Origin of the sequence: Metasolibacillus meyeri (assembly GCF_003049505.1) — a bacterium.
Classification (GTDB): Bacteria; Bacillota; Bacilli; order Bacillales_A; family Planococcaceae; genus Metasolibacillus; species Metasolibacillus meyeri.
The window spans coordinates 13,647-36,993 of record NZ_PYWN01000070.1 but is presented as its reverse complement, the minus strand read 5'-3'; the positions used below and the strand labels follow the sequence as shown (position 1 = coordinate 36,993).

Annotated in this window: 21 protein-coding genes; all 21 read right to left on the bottom strand. The window is 38.3% G+C overall.

Annotated features, from left to right (window positions below; translation table 11 throughout):
• Positions 1 to 241: 241 nt before the first annotated feature.
• Positions 242 to 1,483: a serine hydroxymethyltransferase gene (glyA, locus tag C9J34_RS11090; RefSeq protein WP_107839937.1), complete on the bottom strand. Its 1,242-nt coding sequence runs from the start codon at positions 1,481 to 1,483 to the stop codon at positions 242 to 244.
• 23 nt (positions 1,484 to 1,506) lie between these two features.
• A complete protein-coding gene (locus C9J34_RS11085; RefSeq protein WP_107839936.1) occupies positions 1,507 to 2,052 on the bottom strand; it encodes a TIGR01440 family protein in 546 nt (181 codons plus the stop codon).
• Between the two features lie 3 nt (positions 2,053 to 2,055).
• Positions 2,056 to 2,493, bottom strand: a complete 438-nt coding sequence (rpiB, locus tag C9J34_RS11080) for a ribose 5-phosphate isomerase B (protein ID WP_107839935.1) — start codon at positions 2,491 to 2,493, stop codon at positions 2,056 to 2,058.
• Between the two features lie 520 nt (positions 2,494 to 3,013).
• The gene (locus C9J34_RS11075) at positions 3,014 to 4,303 is read right to left on the bottom strand and encodes a methyl-accepting chemotaxis protein (protein ID WP_238600628.1); all 1,290 of its coding nucleotides are present in this window, start codon (positions 4,301 to 4,303) and stop codon (positions 3,014 to 3,016) included.
• The gene (locus C9J34_RS11070) at positions 4,296 to 4,748 is read right to left on the bottom strand and encodes a low molecular weight protein arginine phosphatase (RefSeq protein ID WP_107839934.1); all 453 of its coding nucleotides are present in this window, start codon (positions 4,746 to 4,748) and stop codon (positions 4,296 to 4,298) included. The genes C9J34_RS11075 and C9J34_RS11070 overlap by 8 nt, the downstream gene beginning before the upstream one ends.
• Positions 4,749 to 4,882: 134 nt before the next feature.
• Positions 4,883 to 5,386, bottom strand: coding sequence for a manganese efflux pump MntP (locus C9J34_RS11065; RefSeq protein ID WP_107839933.1), 504 nt, complete (start codon positions 5,384 to 5,386; stop codon positions 4,883 to 4,885).
• Positions 5,387 to 5,499: 113 nt separating this feature from the next.
• Positions 5,500 to 6,531, bottom strand: coding sequence for an L-threonylcarbamoyladenylate synthase (locus C9J34_RS11060; protein ID WP_107839932.1), 1,032 nt, complete (start codon positions 6,529 to 6,531; stop codon positions 5,500 to 5,502).
• 101 nt (positions 6,532 to 6,632) lie between these two features.
• The gene (locus tag C9J34_RS11055) at positions 6,633 to 7,181 is read right to left on the bottom strand and encodes a stage II sporulation protein R (RefSeq protein ID WP_107839931.1); all 549 of its coding nucleotides are present in this window, start codon (positions 7,179 to 7,181) and stop codon (positions 6,633 to 6,635) included.
• A gap of 44 nt (positions 7,182 to 7,225) precedes the next feature.
• Positions 7,226 to 8,089: a peptide chain release factor N(5)-glutamine methyltransferase gene (gene prmC, locus C9J34_RS11050; RefSeq protein ID WP_107839930.1), complete on the bottom strand. Its 864-nt coding sequence runs from the start codon at positions 8,087 to 8,089 to the stop codon at positions 7,226 to 7,228.
• On the bottom strand, positions 8,076 to 9,152 hold the full coding sequence (gene prfA / locus C9J34_RS11045; RefSeq protein WP_107839929.1) for a peptide chain release factor 1: 1,077 nt from the start codon (positions 9,150 to 9,152) through the stop codon (positions 8,076 to 8,078). The genes prmC and prfA overlap by 14 nt, the downstream gene beginning before the upstream one ends.
• A gap of 88 nt (positions 9,153 to 9,240) precedes the next feature.
• Complete coding sequence (locus C9J34_RS11040; protein ID WP_107839928.1) at positions 9,241 to 9,813, bottom strand: thymidine kinase; 573 nt, start codon at positions 9,811 to 9,813, stop codon at positions 9,241 to 9,243.
• A gap of 312 nt (positions 9,814 to 10,125) precedes the next feature.
• Positions 10,126 to 10,329, bottom strand: a complete 204-nt coding sequence (gene rpmE, locus C9J34_RS11035) for a 50S ribosomal protein L31 (RefSeq protein ID WP_042470850.1) — start codon at positions 10,327 to 10,329, stop codon at positions 10,126 to 10,128.
• 145 nt (positions 10,330 to 10,474) lie between these two features.
• Complete coding sequence (locus C9J34_RS11030; RefSeq protein ID WP_107839927.1) at positions 10,475 to 11,521, bottom strand: NAD(P)/FAD-dependent oxidoreductase; 1,047 nt, start codon at positions 11,519 to 11,521, stop codon at positions 10,475 to 10,477.
• A gap of 35 nt (positions 11,522 to 11,556) precedes the next feature.
• Positions 11,557 to 12,510, bottom strand: coding sequence for an ABC transporter substrate-binding protein (locus C9J34_RS11025; protein WP_238600627.1), 954 nt, complete (start codon positions 12,508 to 12,510; stop codon positions 11,557 to 11,559).
• A 46-nt stretch (positions 12,511 to 12,556) separates the two neighbouring features.
• Complete coding sequence (locus C9J34_RS11020; RefSeq protein WP_107839925.1) at positions 12,557 to 13,591, bottom strand: FecCD family ABC transporter permease; 1,035 nt, start codon at positions 13,589 to 13,591, stop codon at positions 12,557 to 12,559.
• Positions 13,588 to 14,643: a FecCD family ABC transporter permease gene (locus C9J34_RS11015; protein WP_107839924.1), complete on the bottom strand. Its 1,056-nt coding sequence runs from the start codon at positions 14,641 to 14,643 to the stop codon at positions 13,588 to 13,590. Before C9J34_RS11015 ends, C9J34_RS11020 begins: the two co-directional genes overlap by 4 nt.
• Positions 14,644 to 14,721: 78 nt before the next feature.
• The gene (locus C9J34_RS11010) at positions 14,722 to 15,513 is read right to left on the bottom strand and encodes an ABC transporter ATP-binding protein (protein ID WP_107839923.1); all 792 of its coding nucleotides are present in this window, start codon (positions 15,511 to 15,513) and stop codon (positions 14,722 to 14,724) included.
• Between the two features lie 128 nt (positions 15,514 to 15,641).
• Complete coding sequence (locus tag C9J34_RS11005) at positions 15,642 to 17,402, bottom strand: ABC transporter ATP-binding protein (RefSeq protein WP_202973681.1); 1,761 nt, start codon at positions 17,400 to 17,402, stop codon at positions 15,642 to 15,644.
• A gap of 211 nt (positions 17,403 to 17,613) precedes the next feature.
• Entirely contained in the window at positions 17,614 to 19,470 is a 1,857-nt protein-coding gene (locus C9J34_RS11000; protein ID WP_107839921.1) for an AraC family transcriptional regulator, read from the bottom strand.
• 56 nt (positions 19,471 to 19,526) lie between these two features.
• Complete coding sequence (locus C9J34_RS10995) at positions 19,527 to 21,404, bottom strand: AraC family transcriptional regulator (RefSeq protein ID WP_107839920.1); 1,878 nt, start codon at positions 21,402 to 21,404, stop codon at positions 19,527 to 19,529.
• 32 nt (positions 21,405 to 21,436) lie between these two features.
• Entirely contained in the window at positions 21,437 to 23,296 is a 1,860-nt protein-coding gene (locus tag C9J34_RS10990) for an AraC family transcriptional regulator (protein ID WP_107839919.1), read from the bottom strand.
• Between the last annotated feature and the right edge of the window lie 51 nt (positions 23,297 to 23,347).

Here is a 23,347-nt window from a genome sequence, read left to right as displayed (position 1 = left end):
TTTGACAATATATCAGTGGAATTTCATAGTTTTGGTGAACTTCGCTAACATAGTAGTGAGGCTTTTGTTTATCTGCGGTTTTCGCCAACTTATCTGCGTTTTTTTAATTTTATCTGCGAATTCCATCAATTTATCTGCGGTTTTAAAGTTTATCTATACTTTATCAGTACTTTTTAAAATTCACCTGCGCTTTATACAGAAAAAGAGCAGTGGCGTCAAAACATGCCACTACTCTTTTTTATTATGCGTATAATGGGAATTTATCTGTTAATTCTTTTACGCGTGCTTTTGCTTGTTCTTGTACAGCTTCATCCTCAAGATTTTTTAATACTGACGCAATGATTAAGCCGACTTCCTTCATATCTTCTTCTTTGAAGCCACGAGATGTTACAGCAGGTGTACCAATACGAATACCCGATGTCACAAATGGTGATTCAGTGTCATAAGGGATTGTGTTTTTATTTGTTGTAATGCCAACTGCATCTAGTGCATGCTCAGCTACTTTACCTGTTAAACCAAGAGATTTTACATTTAATAACACGATGTGGTTATCTGTACCGCCTGATACGATTTCTACACCTTCAGCGATTAGCGTGTCAGCTAATACACGTGCATTGGCTTTTACTTGCTTTGCATAGTCTTTGAATTCTGGCTGTAACGCTTCACCGAATGCTACCGCTTTAGCAGCGATTACGTGCATTAATGGACCACCTTGGATACCTGGGAAAACCGATTTATTTAATTTTTGCTCCCACTCTTTAGAAGCTAAAATTAAACCACCACGTGGACCACGCAAAGTTTTATGTGTTGTTGATGTAACAAAATCAGCGTATGGCACTGGTGATTGGTGCTCACCCGCTGCCACTAAACCAGCGATATGCGCCATATCTACCATAAAGTATGCACCGATTTCATCTGCGATTTCACGGAATTTTTTGAAGTCGATTTCGCGTGGGTATGCAGATGCACCAGCAACGATTAATTTCGGCTTATGCTCCAATGCTTTTTGACGAACATCTTCATAATCGATTACATGTGTATCTTCTGTTACACCGTACTCTACAAAGTTATATAAAATACCAGAGAAGTTTACTGGTGAACCATGTGTTAAATGACCACCGTGAGAAAGATTCATACCAAGTACTGTATCACCTGGCTCTAAAATTGTATGATACACAGCCATATTTGCTTGCGCACCAGAGTGCGGCTGTACGTTTGCGTATTCAGCACCGAATAATTCTTTAATGCGATCGCGTGCGATATCTTCCACTACATCGACATGCTCACAGCCACCATAATAGCGTTTGCCTGGGTAACCTTCTGCATATTTATTCGTTAATACAGAGCCTTGTGCTTCCATTACAGCTTCTGATACGAAGTTTTCAGATGCGATTAATTCGATATTCGCTTGCTGACGCTTTTTCTCTGCTAAAATACCATCTAATACTGCCTTATCTTGTGCTGCTAACTTTTCAAATGCCATGTAAAATTCCTCCCAAAAGTAAATTATTCATATTGTGCACGCACGCCACCAATTAATTTCGGGCGTGTTGTTGCTACTGTTACTACTGCTTCACCTAGCGTTTTCACTGATGTACGGATTGGTACAGCTACTGCTTTTAAATGCATGCCAATTAATGTTTGACCAATATCAATACCAGCATGTGCTTGTACATTCTCTACGACAACAGGCTGTCGCATTTGCGTGTGAGCATAAGCTGACATAGAACCTCCAGCCGTTTTTACTGGAACAACATGTACGGGCTCTAGCCGATACTTTTCTGCGGCTGTATATTCTAATGTTAAGGCACGATTAATATGCTCGCAGCCTTGGAAAGCTAAATATAATTCATGGCGTTCAGCAAACTTTTGTAGCTCTTCATAAATAACTGTTGCTACATCCATTGCGCCCGCTGTTCCGATAAGCTCTCCGATGACCTCGGATGTTGAGCACCCTACAACAAATAATTGCTGTGGTCGAAACGTGACTTGCTGCTCTAATTCGCCTAACAATATGGATAGAGATTTATGCAAATCATTTAAATTTGTCATTTATTACACTTCCAGCTCTGAAATCTTTTCCACACGACGTGTATGACGCCCACCTTCAAACTCGGTGCTTAACCAAGTTGAAACAATTTCACACGCTAGCCCTGGGCCGATAACACGCTCACCCATAGCTAATACGTTGGAATCATTATGACAGCGCGTCGCTTTTGCCGAAAATACATCATGCACTAAAGCACAACGAATTCCTTTTACTTTGTTTGCTGCGATTGACATACCAATACCCGTACCGCAAATTAAAATCCCTCGATCAAACTTCCCAGAGGCAACACCCTCGGATACAGGCTTCGCATAGTCTGGATAATCAACTGATTCATCAGCTTGTGGTCCAAAATCTTCATAACTAATACCTAAATCACCTAACAAAGACATAATTTCACGACGTAAATTATTCCCTCCATGGTCAGAAGAAATTGCAATTTTCAATGAAGTTCCCTCTTTTCACGATATATTCATTAAACAGTGTATCATTTATTGAATGAGAAAAACATTCTTTTCAAGCATACCAAAAAAACTTCCAAATGAAAACACGAATATTCTAGGTGGATTTTAACATTAAAGTTCATCTTTCTTTCGATTTTATAAGCAATTCATTAATTTATATTCGTCTTTTATTTTACTAACAGAATTTTCTTTCATAATATGCAGTAAATACTGTGCATTTTTTTGACCACAAAATACTTTTAAAAATATAATATTCTACCTTATATTGGTTTACCATTTTAAAAGATAGAATAATGCTATTATTAAGAAGAAAATTATTTAAATCTCTCATTATCAGCTATTAACTATATTCATACACAGTTAGTTATTTATATTACAAGCAACCTATTTTGAAGTATCAGAATAAAAGGCTGACAGGAAAACCTCCTATCAACCTTTTCATTATTTTAAAGATAATAAATGCTCAGTAACCACTTCTTCATATCGTTTTGAAGCAACTCTATTATTTAGAGCGGTCAAATTGGGCAATCACATTATGCAACTCATTCGATTGCTGTTGGAGATTTTCGCATAAATTTTGTGTTTGTTGTATTTCCATTGCTTGCTCCTCTGTAATGACACGGACTTCTTGTGCACCAGCAGAAGTTTCCTCCGCAATTGCAGCAACCTCTTGAGATTGTTGTGCTGTTAATTCTATACCACCAAGTTGCTGCTTCGTTAATGAAGAAATATCCATCACCGCGTGTGCTACATCTTCCACATTGCGCACCATGCCATCAACGGTTGCTGTCGTTTCAGATACACGTGCGGACTCTTGTACTGCAAATGCCACTTGACCATTCATTTGCTTTACAACCAGCTCTACATTTTGTTGCATCGCTTGAATAATAGCTGTAATTCCTTGTACTGCCTTCGCGCTTTCATCCGCTAAAGTACGAACTTCCTCTGCTACGACAGCAAATCCTTTACCATGTTCCCCTGCTCTTGCCGCTTCAATAGAAGCATTTAACGCAAGCAAATTTGTTTGGGCTGCAATATCTCCAACTAGTCCGATTATTTGCTCAATTTGCTCCGCATTTTTTTCTAATTCATGAATATTCCCTAACGCTTCCTCATTCCCTTGAGCAATTTGCTGAATGCTCGTTACAAGAGTTTGAATCGCCCCTTTTGTTGACTCCAAGTTACTTAACATTTGCTTTGAGCCATCAGCGGAATTGGTTGCGTGCATATTAACATCAAGCGCTAATTGGCGAACATCAACCAAAGCCTCTGCCATTTCCTGTACAGAAACAGCTGAAGTTTGTGCTCCATCTGAAATATGCCCAACCGTTTTCACCACATCATTCGCTTTGCGTGATGAGGCTTTTGTTAATCCTGATAGTTCATTAATTGTTGAATTTGTTATACGATAGTTATTTTCAATGCCATCTACCATGCCACGTAAATTAATAAGCATATGCTGAAATGCCTCTGCTACAGAACGAATTTCATCATTTGTTTTCGGCATCTCCACATCTTGTCCGATTTTTCCTTCTGCTACGCGTGAAGCAACCTGCTCCAAGGCTTGTAATGGACGAACTAAAACGATACTGAAAATCGCTGCTAAAATACAGGACCAAGTAATCCCCGCTATGTATGTACCTATTTGAAAAATCTTGCTGTTTATAGTTTCAAAAAACATCGGATGTATAAATTCAATAAATACAAAGCTAGTCGAATATGTAACTAGAGCTAAAACTCCTACAAATAATACTAACTTTTTGCGTAAATTAAATCGTTTTTTATCATTCACTATTTGTGTCCCCCTCTTGCTTTTGTAATAATTCTTCAATTAAATGCTGTAATTCATAAAATGTTTGCTTGTAGGTATTCAAATCTCTCCCAAATGGATCTGATACATCTGGCGCCGTATATGGTGTGACATATTCTTTCAACGTATACGTTTTTTGTGCAGCCATTTCAGAGCTACGAATTAACAGCTCTTTATGCGCAGTTGTCATCGTTAAAATTAAGTCTGCCCATTCAATATCCTCGATGGTTACTTGACGAGAAATATGATTATGAGGAATATTTTCATCGTTTAAAGCACGTTGTGCATTTTCAGACATTTCTCCTCCTTCAAGAGCGTAAATACCTGCCGAACGAACAGCAATATCCGAGCGTTTCTTTGCCTTCAAAATCGCCTCTGCCATAGGACTTCTGCAAGTATTCCCTGTACAAACAAAATAAATATTCATCTTTTCTCCCACTCTTCCAAAAATGCTTCATTCAAATACATCAATTGCATACCTAATTTTTTCAATATTGCTTAACAGCTTGCGACATCTACTGATTTAGCAAGTACTTAGACTTAAAGTATTCATCTCTTAATCTATAGCTTCTGTTGAATTAAAATAACTACGCTAATCACTAACAATAATATGCCCGCTATTATTTTAAAAATTTGGCTGTTGAAAATCGGTGTTTTCGCTACGATAAGCGCTATATAAGATAGTAAAAAAGTACCAATTCCAGCACTCAATATAAATAAATACTTTTCTAAATTTAGCATACCAAAAGAAACGCTCGCTGAAAAGCTATCAATGCTAACCATAATGGCTAAAATCGGTAAAGCTTGCTGCGGTACATGTTGATGTTTTGATGATAAAAGTAGTTGAAGCGCTATACCAAATAATAGAATAGCAGAAATATATGTCGCCCAGCCTTCCATAAAGGTGCTAACCCAGCTCCCTAATTTAAAGCCTAATAACGGAAAAAGCATATGCCAAAAAGCTGTCCAAATTGATAGTAAAAAGCGTTGTGAAACACTCGGCAAAAGTATATACAATGCAACTACATCTAACGCTAAAATAATTCCAACGATTACTTCCTGCAATGACATACCTCCTAAGCATTGCTTTCATTTTATGTAGGTAAATACGCAAAAAGACGTGCCTCAAAAGTTATTTTAAGACACGCCTACCTTTATGCTATTGAGAAAGTCAAAACCTATTTATACCATTGTCCACCTGCCGCTTTTTCTAAGCGATTCATAATGGCTACACCTACGCCAACACGTGTAGTTGTTGTCGCTAAAATAATTGTCGCGTCCGTTTTGTCACATGCACGTAACGCATCATAAAGTGCTGAACTCATTTCATCGACGTTGTCGTCCTTACCATATGTAAAGAAATAATTTGCCTCGCTCTCAGCAAAACTTTCTGATGCTAATAATGCAACACGATGTCCAGCAGCTTGCAATTGCGCAATCGCTTGTTGCACATTTTCTGTTTCAGGTTCAATTAATAATACAGGAGCCTCTGGTGCATAATGGGTGTACTTCATGCCTGGTGCTTTCGGTGTATTTGGGTTTTCCTGCTCCTTGTCTGTCGGCTGGATGACTGACCCAATTACTGCTTCAAGCATTTCTTTCGTTACACCACCTGGGCGCAGTATAACTGGAGGCGTAACTGTGACATCAAGTACCGTCGATTCTAAACCAACACCAGTTGCCCCGCCATCTAAAATACATGAAATACGATTCGTCATATCTTCCGCGACATGCTGCGCCTTCGTCGGTGATGGCTTACCACTTCGATTAGCACTAGGCGCTGCTAACGGCTTATTTATTGCCGCAAGTAGGCGTAATGCAACAGGATGATCAGGTACTCGCAAGCCAACTGTTGATAAGCCAGCTGTCACATTCTCAGCAAAGAAATTTGGCTTCTCTCGTAAAATAAGTGTTAATGGACCTGGCCAAAATGCATCCATACATTTTTGTGCTACTTCAGGTATATGTTGCACATAATCTCTCACTTGTTCCTTATTCGCAATATGGACAATAAGTGGATTATCTGATGGGCGCTCTTTAGCAGCAAATATTTTTTGCACCGCTACTTCATCTGTCGCAACAGCCCCAAGCCCGTATACCGTTTCTGTAGGAAATGCGACTACTTCACCCTTATTTAAAAAATCCACAGCTTGTGCATAAGCGTCATGACTATCCACATTTTTATCCACAATTAAATATTTTGTTTCCATAGAATCACCGCCTTATATTTCGCTATTTTCTATTAGTTATTCACAACTTGTTGATAACTTGGCTTTTATTGTGTATAAGTTATTGTAAATTGTTGATAAATCTATGATAATTTCCGTTTTAACCACTCATAAATCACAAATTTACGCTTTTCATCCTTCTTTTCTTCTGGCTTCTCACAAGTCTTTGGAAACACAGAGCAAAACCAATTATCTCCTCGCCCCTGTCCAATTGTTAATACGACAGATTGATAGAAATTTTGCGGATAAAAAGTAGAAAATTCATATTTAGGTGGAATTAAATTGTCCCCAACTGAAATATGCACATCGTGTTGTGCATAATCTTTCGCCAACACTTGTTTTATATCAGCTATAGCAAACTCCACTTCTTGCATGCTAGCAATCTGCTCAAACATTGGTTGTACTGCTTGCACAATTTCTTGCTTTAATAGCTGGTCTTCTTGTAAATTACTATTTGCTACAACTCTAAATAGCACAGAGCTCCCCTCTTTTTGCTCATGCCAGCTTTCACCATAATCTACGAAATGAGGTACAGCCAACAATAGCATATAACTGATAAGTGCATAGCAAACATACCGGAATATCATAAAAATAGGTACTGGCTTTCTCTTAATATTGTAATCTTCTAACATAAAATCCCCTCCTTGCTTGTTAGCATGGACAAGAAAAATTTATTTTATTCATCAATTACACAAAAAACCATTCGATCTTTGCCATTAATATCTTGTACGATTTCCACTTTAGCTTGTGAGAAATGCTGCTGGAAAAAGCCCGCTACAGCTTTTCCTTGTGTATAACCAATTTCCACACCAATTAATGCCCTCGAATTCATTAATGCTGGTAATTGTTCAGCTAGCTTACGATATAGAATAAGTCCGTCTTCCTCTGCAAAAAGTGCTGTATGTGGCTCATGCTCCAACACAACTAGAGACATCTCTTCCGCTTCTTGAAAAGCGATATATGGCGGATTACTTAAAACAACATCCCATTTTTCACATGCAATTGGCTCAGTTAAATCACCTAAACGAAAATCGACACTAGCCTCTAATTGTTCAGCATTCTTGCTCGCTGTGGCAAGTGCCTGTGCTGAAATATCTGTTGCGGTAACAGCTAATTGTGGACATTCCAGCTTCATCGTTACAGCAATTGCACCACTCCCTGTGCCGATATCTGCTAATTTAATAGAGTCCCCTTCACCAAATAGCTTTTCGATACGCGCAATTGCGCCAACGATTAACTCCTCTGTTTCGGGGCGCGGAATCAAAACAGATTCATCTACTTGAAATGTACGTCCATAAAATTCTTCAACACCTGTAATATATTGAATCGGTGTGCCGTTTGCATGCATTTGTAGCATTTCTTCAAATGTAGCGATATTCTCCTCAGATACCTGCTCCTGCATTTGCATCATTAAACCTGAGTAGTTCGTTTGTAACACATGCTGTAATAGTAAACGTGCGGCTGTTTCTTCTCGACCATGCGCACTTAAAAAAGAAGAAGCCCGTTGCAGGACTTCAAATACGTTGTTATGCATCTTCATTTAATCGAGCTAGTTTTGATGCCTGTTCTTCTAAAATAAGCGCATCAATCACTTCGTCTAATTTGCCTTCAATAATTTGGTCGAGTTTTTGAATCGTTAAGCCAATGCGGTGATCTGTTACGCGATTTTGTGGATAGTTATACGTACGAATTCGCTCTGAGCGGTCACCTGTACCTACCGCGGATTTACGTGTCGCATCCACTTCTGCTTGTGCTTCTTGCATATACATATCCGCTACACGTGCACGTAAAATTTTCATTGCCTTTTCACGGTTTTTAATTTGTGAACGCTCATCTTGCATCGATACAACAACGCCTGTTGGCATATGTGTCATACGAACAGCAGACATTGTCGTGTTAACGGACTGACCGCCTGCACCAGATGATGCGAATGTATCGACACGAATATCTTTTTCATGAATTTCTACATCAACTTCTTCCACCTCTGGTAAACATGCAACCGTTGCTGTTGATGTATGGATACGCCCTTGCGATTCTGTTGCAGGGACACGTTGAACGCGGTGTGCACCATTTTCATATTTAAATTTAGAATAAGCACCCTGACCATTAATCATAAAGATGACTTCTTTATAGCCACCCATCGCATTTGGTGTTGCTTCCATAATATCAATTTTCCAACCTTGTGTTTCTGCGTAGCGTGAGTACATGCGGAATAAATCACCCGCAAAAATATTCGCTTCATCTCCACCTGCTGCACCACGGATTTCCATAATAACGTTTTTTGAATCGTTCGGGTCTTTTGGAATCAATAAAATACGAAGACGCTCTTCTAATGCTGGAACTTGGTCATTTAATCCATGGAATTCTTCCTTTACCATTTCAAGCATATCTGGATCTTTTTCATTTTCTAACATTTCACGCGTATCTGCCAGCTGTTCCTTTACAGCTTTGTACTCACGATAAACATCAACCATCTCTTGAATATCTGATTGTTCCTTTGAGTATTCACGCAACTTTTTATTATCACTTACTATGTCTGGATCACTTAATAATTCATTTAATCTTTCATAACGATCTTCAACAGCTTGTAGACGATCAAACATGATACTTTTCACCTCTGTATAAAATTAATTTTCATTCTGTTATTTGTCTTTATTAGTATAAAGAAATTCACAACGGCTTGCTACACTTTTAAAGCGGTGGGTTGCTATGGCATTGTCTGCATACTGGATAGTAGGAATCGTTACCACCGATTTGAATTTGATCACCTGTGTAAACAGGCTTACCATTGTCATCAACCCGTAAATTCATCGTCGCTTTTTTATGGCAAAACCAGCAAATTGTTTTCATTTCTTCAATTTTATCTGCGTAAATCAGCATGTAACGGCTACCTTCAAATAACTCATTTTGGAAGTCATTTTTTAAGCCGAAGCCCATAACTGGAATATTTAATTCATCGACAATTTGTGTTAACTGCAACACATGTTCCTTCGTTAAAAACTGCACTTCGTCAATTAATATGCAATATGGCTTTTCGTGATGCTTTTTTACATATTCAAAAATATTTGTATCGGCAAACACAGCTATCGCAGGTCGGCGAAGACCGATACGACTTGATACAACCCCCACTTCATCACGCGTATCAATACCTGAAGTAAAAATAAGAACCGGCTTATTCTGCTCTTCATAGTTATGTGCTACTTTTAAAATTTCAATCGACTTCCCGCTATTCATCGCACCATGTTTAAAAAATAATTGCGCCATTTTCTCCTCCGTATATAAGATACTTCATCCCGTATTAACGGGTAGTCCTATTGTCTGTGATGGGTAATCGCAGGAGCATTTTTTCTGTGACCAGTTACTACAAGAGCAAGTTATCTATACTGAACGTAAAGCAGCATGGATAAGGCTCGCTTTATCTTATATAACAGGCTATCAGATTCCTCGATTCTAAATTCGAAGCGAAATCAAGGTAGTTTAAGCAGATGACATAGCCTGTAAAACCTGATTATTAGCTTCGCTTTATCTCTCAAAAAATGCCTGCCAGACAAAAACCTGGCAGGCATCTTCAAACTATTATTTGTTAAGACCGTATTTTTTGTTGAAACGATCAACACGTCCGTCAGCAGACGCGAATTTTTGACGACCTGTGTAGAATGGGTGACATTCGTTACAGAACTCGACAACGATTGATTCTTTTACAGAACCAGTTTGGAATGAGTTACCGCAAGAGCAAGTTACTGTTGCAGTTTTGTAATCTGGGTGAATTCCTTGTTTCATATTCGTTTTCTCCTCTCGCCCTGAACCATCTGGAACAGAGTATTATCGAACTGCACCTTACATAGCCCGAATATGTCGGCTACATATGTGCACGTTACATACCTATGAAGTATAACACAAAACTTTTATCGATTTCAAGAAAAATTTAGCCACGTACTTCACGATAATCGTTATCGACTAAGCCAATATTTTTATTGCGCTCTTTGAAGCGAATATTATGCGATGAGACATAGGCCATTTTCGGTGCATCTGGCTCCATATATAGCTTTGCACTATTCAATGCTAAAATCGCATCAGCAAATGCGCCTGCTATATAGTGTACTTTACTTGGATGACTAACAAAATCGCCTGCACCAAATACACCATCAATATTTGTTTCACACTTTTCATTGACAATGGCATTGCTATCCTTAATATGTAGCCCCCATTTCTCAAGTGCTCCATAATCACATTTTAAACCATGACTAACAATAACCGCATCCACTTCAATTCGTTCAATCTCTTCTGTTTCTTTATTGGCAATCGACACAGCTTGAATTAAATCTGTGTCTCCATGAAGCTGTGTGACCTCATATGGTGTTTTGACATTTACTGCTTCACGCATCATAGCAACATTTCGTTCATGACCACCAAATTCATCTCGTCGATGTACAACCGTCACACTTGCTGCAATTGGCGCTAATTCATTTGCCCAATCGACAGCCGAATTACCACCGCCCGAAATAAGCACACGTTTATTACGGAATACTTCCAACTCCTGCACCGTATAATGTAAATTTGTCACCTCGTATTTATCGGCGCCTTCCATATCAAGCTTTTGCAACGAAAGTACACCATAACCAACAGCTAAAATGACCGTTCTTGAATAATGTTTTTCACCAGTTGCAGATGTTAAAATAAATGTGCCATCCGCTTGCTTTTCTAAATTTTCAACCTTTTGATTCAGCACAATCGTCGGATCAAATGTTTTTGCCTGCTCAATTAGTTGTTCAATTAACTGACCGCCTAAAATCGGTGGCATTCCACCAATATCCCAAATCATTTTTTCAGGGAAAATTAATACACGTCCCCCTAATTGGTCACTACACTCAATAATTTTTGTTTTTAAATCACGCATTCCGCTATAAAATGCTGTAAACAATCCCGCTGGTCCTCCGCCTACAATCGTTACGTCGTACATTTCCTTTGTCATGTACCAAATCCCCCATTTCCTTTTAGTGATTAGTCTTACTCGGCGTTCTTCTTTTTATCGACTAATAAATTCGTCACTTCTTCTACTTGTGCTAATACTGCGATTGGGTCAAATGGCCAAAATCTTGCGCCATCTAAATACAATACTCTATCATTTTTCACTGCGCTTATTGACTGCCATAAAGAATCTTCTTTATCTAGCTCACCACCATATGATTCATCTAAGAAAATATAGTCTCCTGCATATTCAGGTAAAACTTCATAGGCAATAAGTTGATATGTGATGCCTTCGTCAATTAACTCCTTTTGAATACGTTCAGGTGCTTTTAGTTGCAATTGTTTATAAATAGCTTGCCCACCGCGATAAATACCATCGCCATATAAATAAAACTCTTTCCCAAATGCACCGAAAATCGCAACTGTTTCATCTGGCTCCATTACAGCAGCTAACTTCTCACGATTTCCCTTTACTTTCTCCTCAAATTCCGTTAACCATGCTTCTCCTTCAGCTTGCTTGCCTAAAATTTCAGCTAGCCCTCTTACCTCTTCCTCAACAGTTCGGTATGTTTCATAAGGAAGAACGATAGTTGGCGCAATTTTAGATAGCTTAGCATACGCCTCTGCATCCGAATTCGCAATAATAATCAAATCTGGCTTTAATGCTAAAATCTTTTCTACAGAACTATCACCTGTATTTTCGATTCCGTCAATTTGATCTTGAATATGAACATTGATTAAATCTTGTTCTGTGGCACCTACTGGCTTAACACCTAACAATAATGATGTTGGTAAATACGCATCAACAACAAGGCGCTCTACTTGTGTAGGAATTTCAATATCTCCATTAATAGTAGAAACCATTTTTGTTGTAGCAGCAGCTTCTACTTTTGTACCGCTCTCTGCTTTTGTTTCCAACTTAACCTCTTCTTTGTTGCTACAGCCTACAAGCAGCATCGCAAATAGAAATAAAAATATCGTTAGTTTTTTCATCATCTATACTCCTTTAATAATCATTCTCAATAAAGTTTAAAAAATTTTATTCTTTTAAACGTGCTAATAAATAAAGGAAGTAGGGCGCTCCTAAAACAGCGACAACAATCCCTGCTGGAATTTCAGATGGCTCTAAAATTGAACGTCCAATCGTATCTGCCATTAACACTAACAAACCACCTAATAATGCGGAAGCGGGCAGTAAAAATTGATGCTTTGCTCCCACAAGCTGACGTGCTAAATGCGGTGCAACTAACCCGACAAATCCAATACCACCACTCACCGAAACACTTGCACCAGCAAGTCCAACAGATGCAGCTAATAGCCAGCGCCGCTCTTTTTCAATAGAAGCACCTAAACCTACAGCTGTTAATTCTCCTAAATTCAAAACATTTAATACACGAGATTTTGAATAAACAAATGGTAGCAATACGATTAACCAAGGCAGTAAAGATAGGACAAACCGCCAATTGGAACCCCAAATGCTCCCCGCTAGCCATGTCGCGACAAATTGATAATTTTCTGGTGTTAGTCGGAGTGTCAATACAATCATCGCTGAACTAATACCTGCCGCCACTGCAACCCCTGTTAAAATAAGGCGCATCGGTGTAATGCCTTCGTGGCGTTTATAGGACAGCGTATAAATGACAATCGCCGTCAAGCCAGAACCTACAAAAGCTAACACCGGTAGTAAAAAGACAGGTGCGGCCTTTGTTGTCGGGAAAAAAGAGATAAATAACATAACAGCAAGACCTGCCCCAGCATTAATACCTAAAATCCCCGGATCTGCTAGTGCATTTCTCGAAATACCCTGTAAAACAGCGCCTGAAACCGCTAAACCCATTCCTACTAATACAGCTATTACAATGCGTGGGAGCCTAAATTCAAATAAAATTAAGTGCTGTTCGGCAGTGCCTTGTCCGAATAATGTTCGAATCACTTCCATCGGCGTTAGTTTAATCACACCCGTATTCATACTAATTACAAATGTAATTAAAATGAGCACAGCTATTGTACATAAAATGATAATATTTTTCCTTTTAATCTTTTGTTGATTTGGTGTTAAAAAATTATTGCTCACAGTTCTTTTCCTCCTTTACGAGCTAAATATAGGAAGAATGGAACTCCGATAAAGGCAATAAGTGCTCCAATCGGCGCTTCATATGGAGGATTGATATTGCGCGCAATAAAATCTGCTAACACGACAAGCAATGCACCATACACCAAAGAACAAGAAATAATCCAACGGTAATCATGTCCAACTATGTATCTCGTTAAATGCGGCACGATTAATCCTACAAAGCCTACAGCTCCTACTACTGACACAGCCGCACCTGCTAAAATTAAAACAATAATCATTCCCCATACTTTGATTACATTCGTGCGTTGCCCAAGCCCTATCGCAATTTCCTCACCTAAGCTCAGTAATGTAATCGAACGCGATAAAATAAGTGCTCCAATCATTGCGGCAAGTATCCATGGTGATAAAATTTGAAGATGACTCCATTTCGTACCCGAAACACCACCTGCATACCAAAACGCTAAATCTTGTCCTATACGATAATACAGCGCAATCCCTTCTCCTAGTGCACCTAAAAGGGCACTAACCGCAGCACCTGCTAAAACTAAACGCATTGGTGTTAAACCACCCTTTGACAGTGAACCAATGCCATAAACAATTGCAACACCTAGTCCTGCGCCTACAAAAGACCATAGAATTAAAAACATATAAGGTAAGCCCGGGAAAAAGGCAAAGCATAACGCCAACATAAATGCTGCCCCCGCGTTTAATCCTAGTAAACCTGAATCTGCCAAGGGATTACGTGTCATCCCTTGCATAATAGCACCTGCTACAGCAAAGGCCCCACCTACTAAGGCAGCACCCAAGACGCGTGGCAAGCGAATTTCACGAATAATTTGATGTTCTGTTAAATCAGAAGAGAAATTAAAAACAGCCTGCCAAACCACGCTCAGTGAAATATCTGCTGCACCAAAAGATATGGATAAACCAATCGCAAATACTAAACCTACAAGCCCTATAATAAGTGCCAATATTGCACGTATTGGATGCGAACGTCTTTGTATCTCCTCTAATTTTTCGAACCCCTCGACCTCTTCGGCTGACGTAGCCATGTGCTTCCTCCTTACAATCAATCCATCTACATTTTCTCTTTCATTAGAGAGAAACAGGATTTCATTTCTACTAGCATGCTAATCTTTCTTATATAATTGATAGGACAGACAAATCGGATTATTGCTATAAGGGCATACCGCCATCTCCGCATCAATATTAAAAACTTTTTGTAAATGTCCTCTTGTCATTACTTCTTGCGGATGACCATCCACAATTAACTGTCCACTTCTCATCGCAATCATAAAATGGGAAAAACGCGAGGCATGATTTAAATCATGCAATACCATTACAATCGTGCGTCCTTCTTCTTCATTTAGCTTTTGCAATAATAAAAGAATATCGAGCTGATGTGCTAAATCTAAATACGTTGTTGGCTCATCTAGTACAAGAATATCCGTCCCTTGTGCTAATGCCATCGCAATCCATACGCGCTGACGTTGTCCTCCAGATAAAGCTTCAATTGGACGGTCGCTAAACTCACGCAACCCTGTAACGTCGATTGCCCAATGAATATATTCATAATCCTCCTTCTGCAGCGTACCGAAGCCTGTTTGATGAGGAAAACGTCCATATGAAACTAATTCAAAAACCGTTAAGCCGTTAGGAGCTGTTGCTGTTTGTGGCAAAATCGCCATTCTTTTCGCAACTTCTTTTGTTTTTAATTGATGGATCGCTTTCCCGTCCAAGTAAACCGCACCACTTTGCGTTTTCATTACACGCGCTACAGCCTTTAATAAAGTAGACTTCCCACAGCCATTTGGTCCAATAATTGTAGAGATCTTTCCTTTCGGTATTTTGACACTTAAATCATTTACAATGGTTGTTGAAGAATAGCCAACTGCAACATGCTCTATTTCAATGACCGTCATATTTCTTTAACTCCTTTAAATTTATCTTGTATTAATAGGCTGTAAGATTACCCACTTCAAAATATTAAGGAAAAGCCTACTATTGAAGTGGGTGCTCTACAAAACTAATACTGACTGAATCGGTAACTTTATAGCTGTAAACCAAATTGTGCTGTATACAAACCGTAGTAGACCTTTTTGCTATCCATTAATTCGGCATGTGTACCTTCTTCCACAATGCCTTTTTTCGATACGACAACAATGCGATCTGCATCTTTAATTGTAGCTAGACGGTGTGCAATGACTAATGTTGTTCGTCCTATCGCTAGCTCATTCAATGCTTCTTGAATCGCTTTCTCCGTTTCTGTATCTAACGCAGATGTCGCTTCATCTAAAATAAGAATTTTAGGGTTTTTCAAGAAAATACGCGCAATCGATAAGCGTTGTTTTTGACCTCCAGACAGCTTGACACCACGCTCTCCGATAAGTGTATCCATTCCTTCTGGCAACGCGCGTATCACCTCTTCAAGCTGTGCACGTTTTGCTGCGTGCCATATATCTTCCTCACTTGCATTTAAATTCCCATAGGCAATATTTTCACGAATCGTGCCATCGAATAAAAAGACATCCTGCTGTACTATACCGATATGAGAGCGCAATGAATGTAGCTTGAAATCTCGTATATCTGTTCCATCAATTTTAATGGCTCCTTCACTTACTTCATAAAAGCGCGGCAGTAAGCTACAAATTGTAGATTTTCCTGCTCCTGATGGTCCAACAAGTGCCACTGTTTCACCAGGTCGAACGGTTAAGTTGATATTATGTAATGTTCGCTTATCCTCTGTATAACCAAACGATACATTATCAAAAATGACTTCACCTTCAACACTGTCTACCTCTTTCGCATTCACACGGTCTGCAATTTCAGGGTCTGTTTCAATAAAATCAATATAGCGTTTAAAGCCTGCCATACCTTTCGGATAGCTTTCAATAAACATATTAATTTTATGAATCGGATTTAATAGAATACCTGATAACAAAATAAATGCGACAAACTCTCCGCTCGTTAAATGCCCATTTAATACATAATAAGCACCTACAAACAGCGTGAATAATGATAATACCTTTGTTAAAATACCTGAAATGGCTTCATTCCAAGCCATTACTTTATAAGAAAAAAGCTTCGTCATACGGAATCGTTCATTATTTACTTTAAAGCGTTTAATTTCGTGCGCCTCATTTGTGAAAGCTTGTACAACACGAATACCACTTACGTTATTCTCTACTCGTGCATTGAAATCTGCAATATCGCCAAACATTCGTGTAAAGGCTTTAGACATAAGCTTTCCAAAAATAATCGTTAACGCTAAAATAATTGGTACAAGGACGAATATCATAATAGTGAAAGTAGGGTCAATGTAAAACATAACTGAAAACGTCCCAATAATCGTCATCACTGCAATGAACAAATCTTCTGGACCGTGATGCGCAAGCTCTCCTATGTCCATTAAGTCATTCGTCAAACGAGACACAAGATGTCCTGTTTTATTATTATCAAAATAGCGGAATGATAGCTTTTGCACATGGCTAAAGGCTTCTTTACGCATATCTGTTTCGATATTAATGCCTAGCATATGCCCCCAATAGGAAACAATAAAATGGAAAATCGAGTTTACAATATATAAGCCAAACAGCAATAAACTCACCATTAAAATCCACTTCAACTCACCGTCAGGTAAAATATCATCAATCACTTTGTTTAAAACTAGCGGAAAAGCTAATTCAATAAGTGCAACTAAAATAGCACATGAAAAATCAAGTATAAACAACCCTTTATAAGGCTTGTAGTAAGAAAAAAATCGTTTTAATAGCACTGATGCAACCCCCTTGTTGTATAATAGACATTTCATTTGATAATGATTATCATTCGCATTTAAATATACTATACTTCTTTTACTTTATGCAATCTATTTTAATTAGGCGAAACAAATTTAATGGCTAGCTAAAATAAGAAACACCTTTCCAAACAACGCAAACTGCCCTAAAAAATAGCTTCTACCGTTGCTCATCACAAAGGGCCTGTCTTAAAATAACTTTACAGACATGCCCCTTTTTCTTGTTTTATTGCGCTGATTTTGCCGCTTCGACAATTGTTTCTGCCATTTCCTCCGCTTGATGTAAGACAGAAAGTGGATCAGAAGCAAAATAATATTCTGGTGCTAAGTGTAGCGTTTTATTATTTTTCACTACGTCTAAATTCGTCCAAGTTGCTGGGAAGTTTTCATCTTTGTTGAAGAAGTTGATAACAAACACATAGTCACCTACATAATCACCCACTACCTCATAGGAAACGTCATAGCGCCCGTTATTCGATTCCTTCGTATCGAACAGCTCCTGTACTTTTTCCTGTGGCTTCATACCAAGAACTTGATATAGTGCTCTTCCACCTGACACACTATCATTCGCTACAACCGTTGCATTTTTCTCGAACACATCAAAAATCGTAAATGTTGCGTCTTCTGGAATTGCTGCATAAATTTTTTGGCGTGCCGCATCGATACGTTTTTCGAAGTCTTTCACGAAGGCATCAGCCTCAGCCTGTCTGTCTAAATAATCACCCATCGCTTTTATTTCATCGCTTGCACCTTGATGGGCTGATTCTGAGAAGACAATTGTTGGTGCAATTTTCTCGAATTTTTCAACATCGTCTACATTCCATGTAATAATCAAATCTGGCTTTAGCTCTAAAACTTTTTCCAATGACACGCTACCATCTGTACCGATATTCGTAATGTCGCCCTCTTTATAATATTGCTTTAAAAAAGCAGCATAATCTAAGTTCGCTACTACAGCACCTACTGGCACAATATCCAACGCTAACACTTGTCCTAAATACCAATCTGTCACAATTCGTTCTGGCTTTATAGGAATTTCTACTTCACGTCCTGCATCATCTATAATAACTCTTGTTGTTGCTTCCTCTTTTGGTGCATCTTCCATTTTTTGCGTTGAATCTGCTCCACATGCAGCTAACAATAAAATTAAGCTGACTAAAAAAGGAGTAGCTAATTTTTTTAACATAATTGTATTGCTCCCATTCTCAAATAATTTAGCTTGCATAAGCTGACTATTATTATATTGAAAATGATTCTCATTATTAATGGGTTTTTCGGACTTATTGATGATACTTTTCTCCAAATATTCACTTGGAGTCAAGCCTGTCCATTTTTTAAATGCACGACTAAAGTAGATTTCCGTATTAAAATGCATGGCCTGTGCAATATCTTTTATTTGATAGTGAGACTGTTGTAAATATTTTTGTGCTAATTGGCGTTGTTGCTGCTGTATATATTGCTTCGGTCCATGACCAAAATGTGCTTGAAATAGCATGAATAATTTTTGTGTAGATAATTGTGTATGCTGTGCAACATCTTGTATCGAAATCGGTTGATATAAATGTCGTTCAATATACGCCAATGCTTGCTCTAATTCACTATGCTTTTGCTGTTCAAGTTCTGCAAAAACTTGTGCCATTAACTGATGAAAGTCTGCTTGCACCGCTAACATTTGCTTTTTTTGATAGTGGCAATAAAGATTATTAGCCATTTCAATGACAACAAAAGGATTTATTAATGTATAGAAAAAAATAGGCTGACCAAGCGAAGCCTGTTGTTGAAGTGCTAACAGCAATTCATCACGATAAAGAATTTCTCCAATATAATCAATCACATAAATGCTTACTTTCGTTGTCGCTCTCATTGAAAGCGGACCGCGCTTTGTGAGGTGAATTATTTGGAAACCTGCTATAGTATAGGGCTGATTGGCAATCGTTAAGCAAATATCACCCTCAGCAACAATAATCCATGCATTTGACTGTACGTGACTTGACCAATCTATCGAAGAAGATTCGATGTGCTCCACACGAAGCACCTTCAAAAACATTTGCTCCAATAAAAAGCGATTGATATTCTGTTCCATCTATCTGCCTCCTGTTAGCACATCTGCATTCTTCAAAGTACAACCAGTCATTGTAATTATTCTGTCAATATATTGGGGAATTCCTCTAACAACATCATACTTGTCGTCATATCTGTATAATTCCAGCGATCTTCAATGTAATGAACCTTCTTATTCTTAACAGCAGGTAAAGCATTCCATAAAGGTTTTTGCTGTAGTTCTTCAAAGACTTTTTTCGCTTCAGGATCTACAGATACGAGGACAAATAAATGATCTCCAATAAGCAAATCATGCATAGATTCTTCAGCAATTTCAATATATGGTCCACTATTTGGCTGTAATGCTTGTACCTTTTCATCCATTGCTAAACCTGCTGGATGATACAATAGATTCGCAACACCGCCCGTTTTCATTACATACATCGTTTTGTTCCAATAATATTGCAGGACGACAGCCGTTTCTCCTTCAGCTATCACGCCATCTGTATAAAGTTGCTGCCACATCGCCCCCACGTTCTCTTCATAGTCTTTTAAAATTTTCTCTCCTTCTTCCTTTTTACCAACTAAATCGGCAACAGTGGGAAACCTTTCTTTTAAAGATAACATACCATCAAATGTAACAGTCGGTGCAATTTTAGAAGCTTTTTCAATTTCATCATCCATTACATAGCCTAGCATAATCAAATCAGGCTTTAACGAAAGTACTTGCTCAAAGTTTGTTGGATAACCAATATCTGTTGCGCTAATTTTCCCTTTATCCTCTATGACACCACTGTCAATAAAACGTCGATCTACCCCAATAGGCTCAATACCCAATGCCACTAAATCACCAATAGCATTTCCTTGCATAACAATTTGCTCTGGCTTTGCTGGGATTTCCACTTCACGTCCCGCAGTATCAACAATCACTCTTGTTGCCGTTTCCTCAGTTTGCGCCGTACCGTCGTTGCTGTTTGTTGTTTGCGTTGTATCGTCACCACATGCTACTAATAGTGCAAGTAGGCTAATGAGAAATGGCAACTTTATGCTATTCATCCTGTTTCGTTTCATTACTAATTCATGCTCCTTACTTTCCAGTTGATTTCCTCGCGCAAGGTAATTTTCATTATAATGAAAACGATTCTCATTATTAATAGACTTTTCGGACAGTAGATTAGCACTTTTCTTGATAAATTCACTTGGTGTGTAGCCTGTCCACTTTTTAAAAAGACGACTAAAATAAACTTCCGAATCAAAGTTTAATGCCGTCATAACATCTTTAATTTGATAATGAGGCTGCAATAAATAATGTTCTGCTAACTGGCGCTGACGCTCTTGTATATACTGTTTTGTACTCTGTCCAAAGTGCTTCTTAAATAGCTCCCATAATTGATATTCGGACAATTGAATGGCTACCGCAACATCCTGTACTGTGACAAGCTCATGTAGATGGCGGTCAATGTAATCTAAAGCTTGTTGTATGGGACTTTTAGGTAGTTCCCGTTGCTCAATTTCCATAAAAGTGTGTGTCATTAATTGATGAAAACACGCTTGAACAGCTAGCTTTTGCTGATGTTGATAGTGCCAATAAAGTTTGGCTACTACTTCTACCACAGTCTCCGTATGGACAACTGGGTAGACAAACAATGGCTGACTAAATGATGACCGTTGAAGCAGTACTTTAAGTAGTGCTTCGCCATATAAAATTTTCTTACTATAATAAATGATATATAATCTTGTGTTACTTTTAGATGTAATTGTAAAATAACCTTCTTTAGCAAGATGGATTAGTTGGAAGCCTGAAGCATGGTGCTGCTTATTGTCAAAAGATAGACAAATATCTCCCTCTATCACCATAAGCCATACATTCGATTTCACTTGAGCTGTGTAAGGAAGAGCTATTGTATCCACATATTCAACATGTGTTACTTTTATAAACATCTGCTCTACTAAAAATCGATCTGCATCATACTTCATCTCTGGACCTCCTGTATTTCATTTTGTAAGGGCTATTGCTTTGACTTTGCTAACTTCTCAATTTTATCCACCATTTCCTCTGCTTGATATAATGCAGACAATGGATCTGAAGCAAAATAATATTTAGGATCTAATTCAATTACTTTTTTATTTTTTACAACCTCTAAGTTTTTCCAAGTAGTTGGCAAATCATTATGATCTTCTACAAGTATAGTGGCAAACACATAATCTCCTACATAGTCACCCAGTGTTTCAATAGAAATAGAAAAACGTCCTCTCTCTGGTGTTGCCGTATCAAATAATTCTTGTATTTTCGGTGCAGGCTCCATGCCTAATAAATCATAAAGTGCGCGTCCCCCGTCTACTTCTTTCTCCATAGCATAGGCCATTTTTGCTGATAACAAAAGAAGACTAAATGTAGAGCCCTCTGGAACAGCCTTTCGTATTTTTTCTTTTGCTGCTGCGACTCGTGTCTCAAAATCTTCTACAAATGCTTGTGCTTCTTCTTCTCGACCTAAAAATTGGCCCATCGCTAAAATTTCTTCCTGTGGTGTTGTATATGTAGCACTATCAAAAACAATTGTAGGTGCAATTTTTTCATAATTTTCCACTTCTTCTGCATTCCAAGTGACAATTAAATCTGGTTTTAACTCGATTATTTTCTCAAAAGATGTTGAGGCATCGCTAAACTCCAATATTTCCTCGTCTGTATAATGTTGTGCAAGAAAACCTGGGTTATATATAGTCCCCATTAACGGTGTGACACCCACTGCTAAAATCTGGCCTAAATGCCAATCCGTAATAATACGCTCAGGCTTTGCTGGGATTTCTACTTCACGTCCTGCATCATCTACGACTACTCTTGTTGTTGCCTCCTCTTTTGGTGGGATGCTGCTTTCCTTCTTCGTATCATTTCCACACGCCGCTAGTAATAGCAATAGGCTAAGAAGTAATGGCAGTTTTATCTTATGCATCATGTTTTGTATCATAAACTCATTTTCCCTACCTTCGAATCGATTTGCTTGCGCAAGCTGATTCTCATTGTATTGAAAATGATTCTCATTACCAATGTATTTTTCAGACATATTATTTATAGAATTTTTAACAAATTGGCTTGGTGTAACACCTGTCCATTTTTTAAAGACATTACTAAAGTAAAATTCATTATCAAAGTTTAAAGCCGTCGCCACATTTTTGATTCTATAATGGGGCTGCAATAAATAGGTTTCTGCCAGCTGTTGCTGACGCTTGCGTATATACTGTTTTGGGGCTTGCCCAAAATGCTTTTTAAACAACGCTGCTAACTGATGTGCCGGCACTTGTATATGGCGAACAACCTCTTGAATGACGATTGGCTCATGCACATGTCGCTCTATATACGCCAAAGCTTGCTCTAATGTACTGGTAGACGTTTCTTTCTGCTCTACTTCCAGAAGAACTTGTGCCATTAGCTGATGAAAGCTCACTTGAATCGCTAGTTTCTGTTGTTTTTTATAGTGCTTATACAGGTTGCTAATGATTTCTAGTACCACATCTGTATGGGCAACTGGATAGAAAGATAATGGTTGACCCATTGGCGCCTGCTCTAATAATATTTTCAATAGGGAGCTCGCGTATAGCACTTTGCCTATATAATCAATTACATAAATACTTGCCTTGTGTTTAGATGTAATAGTGAGCTGTCCATGCTGTGTCAAATGAACAATCTGAAAACCTGATATTTCGTAGTGTTTATGGGCATAAGTAAATGAAATTTCTCCCTTTTCAACAACTAGCCAGACATTTGATTTTATTTGTTTTGTATCATCAATTAGAGTCGATTCATGATGTTCCATATGAAGTACCTTTAAAAATATATGCTCCATTAAAAAACGATCTGCATCATGCTGCATCTGATTTACACCTCCTTCAAACACAGGGGCAGTTTGCCTTTGAATATGGCA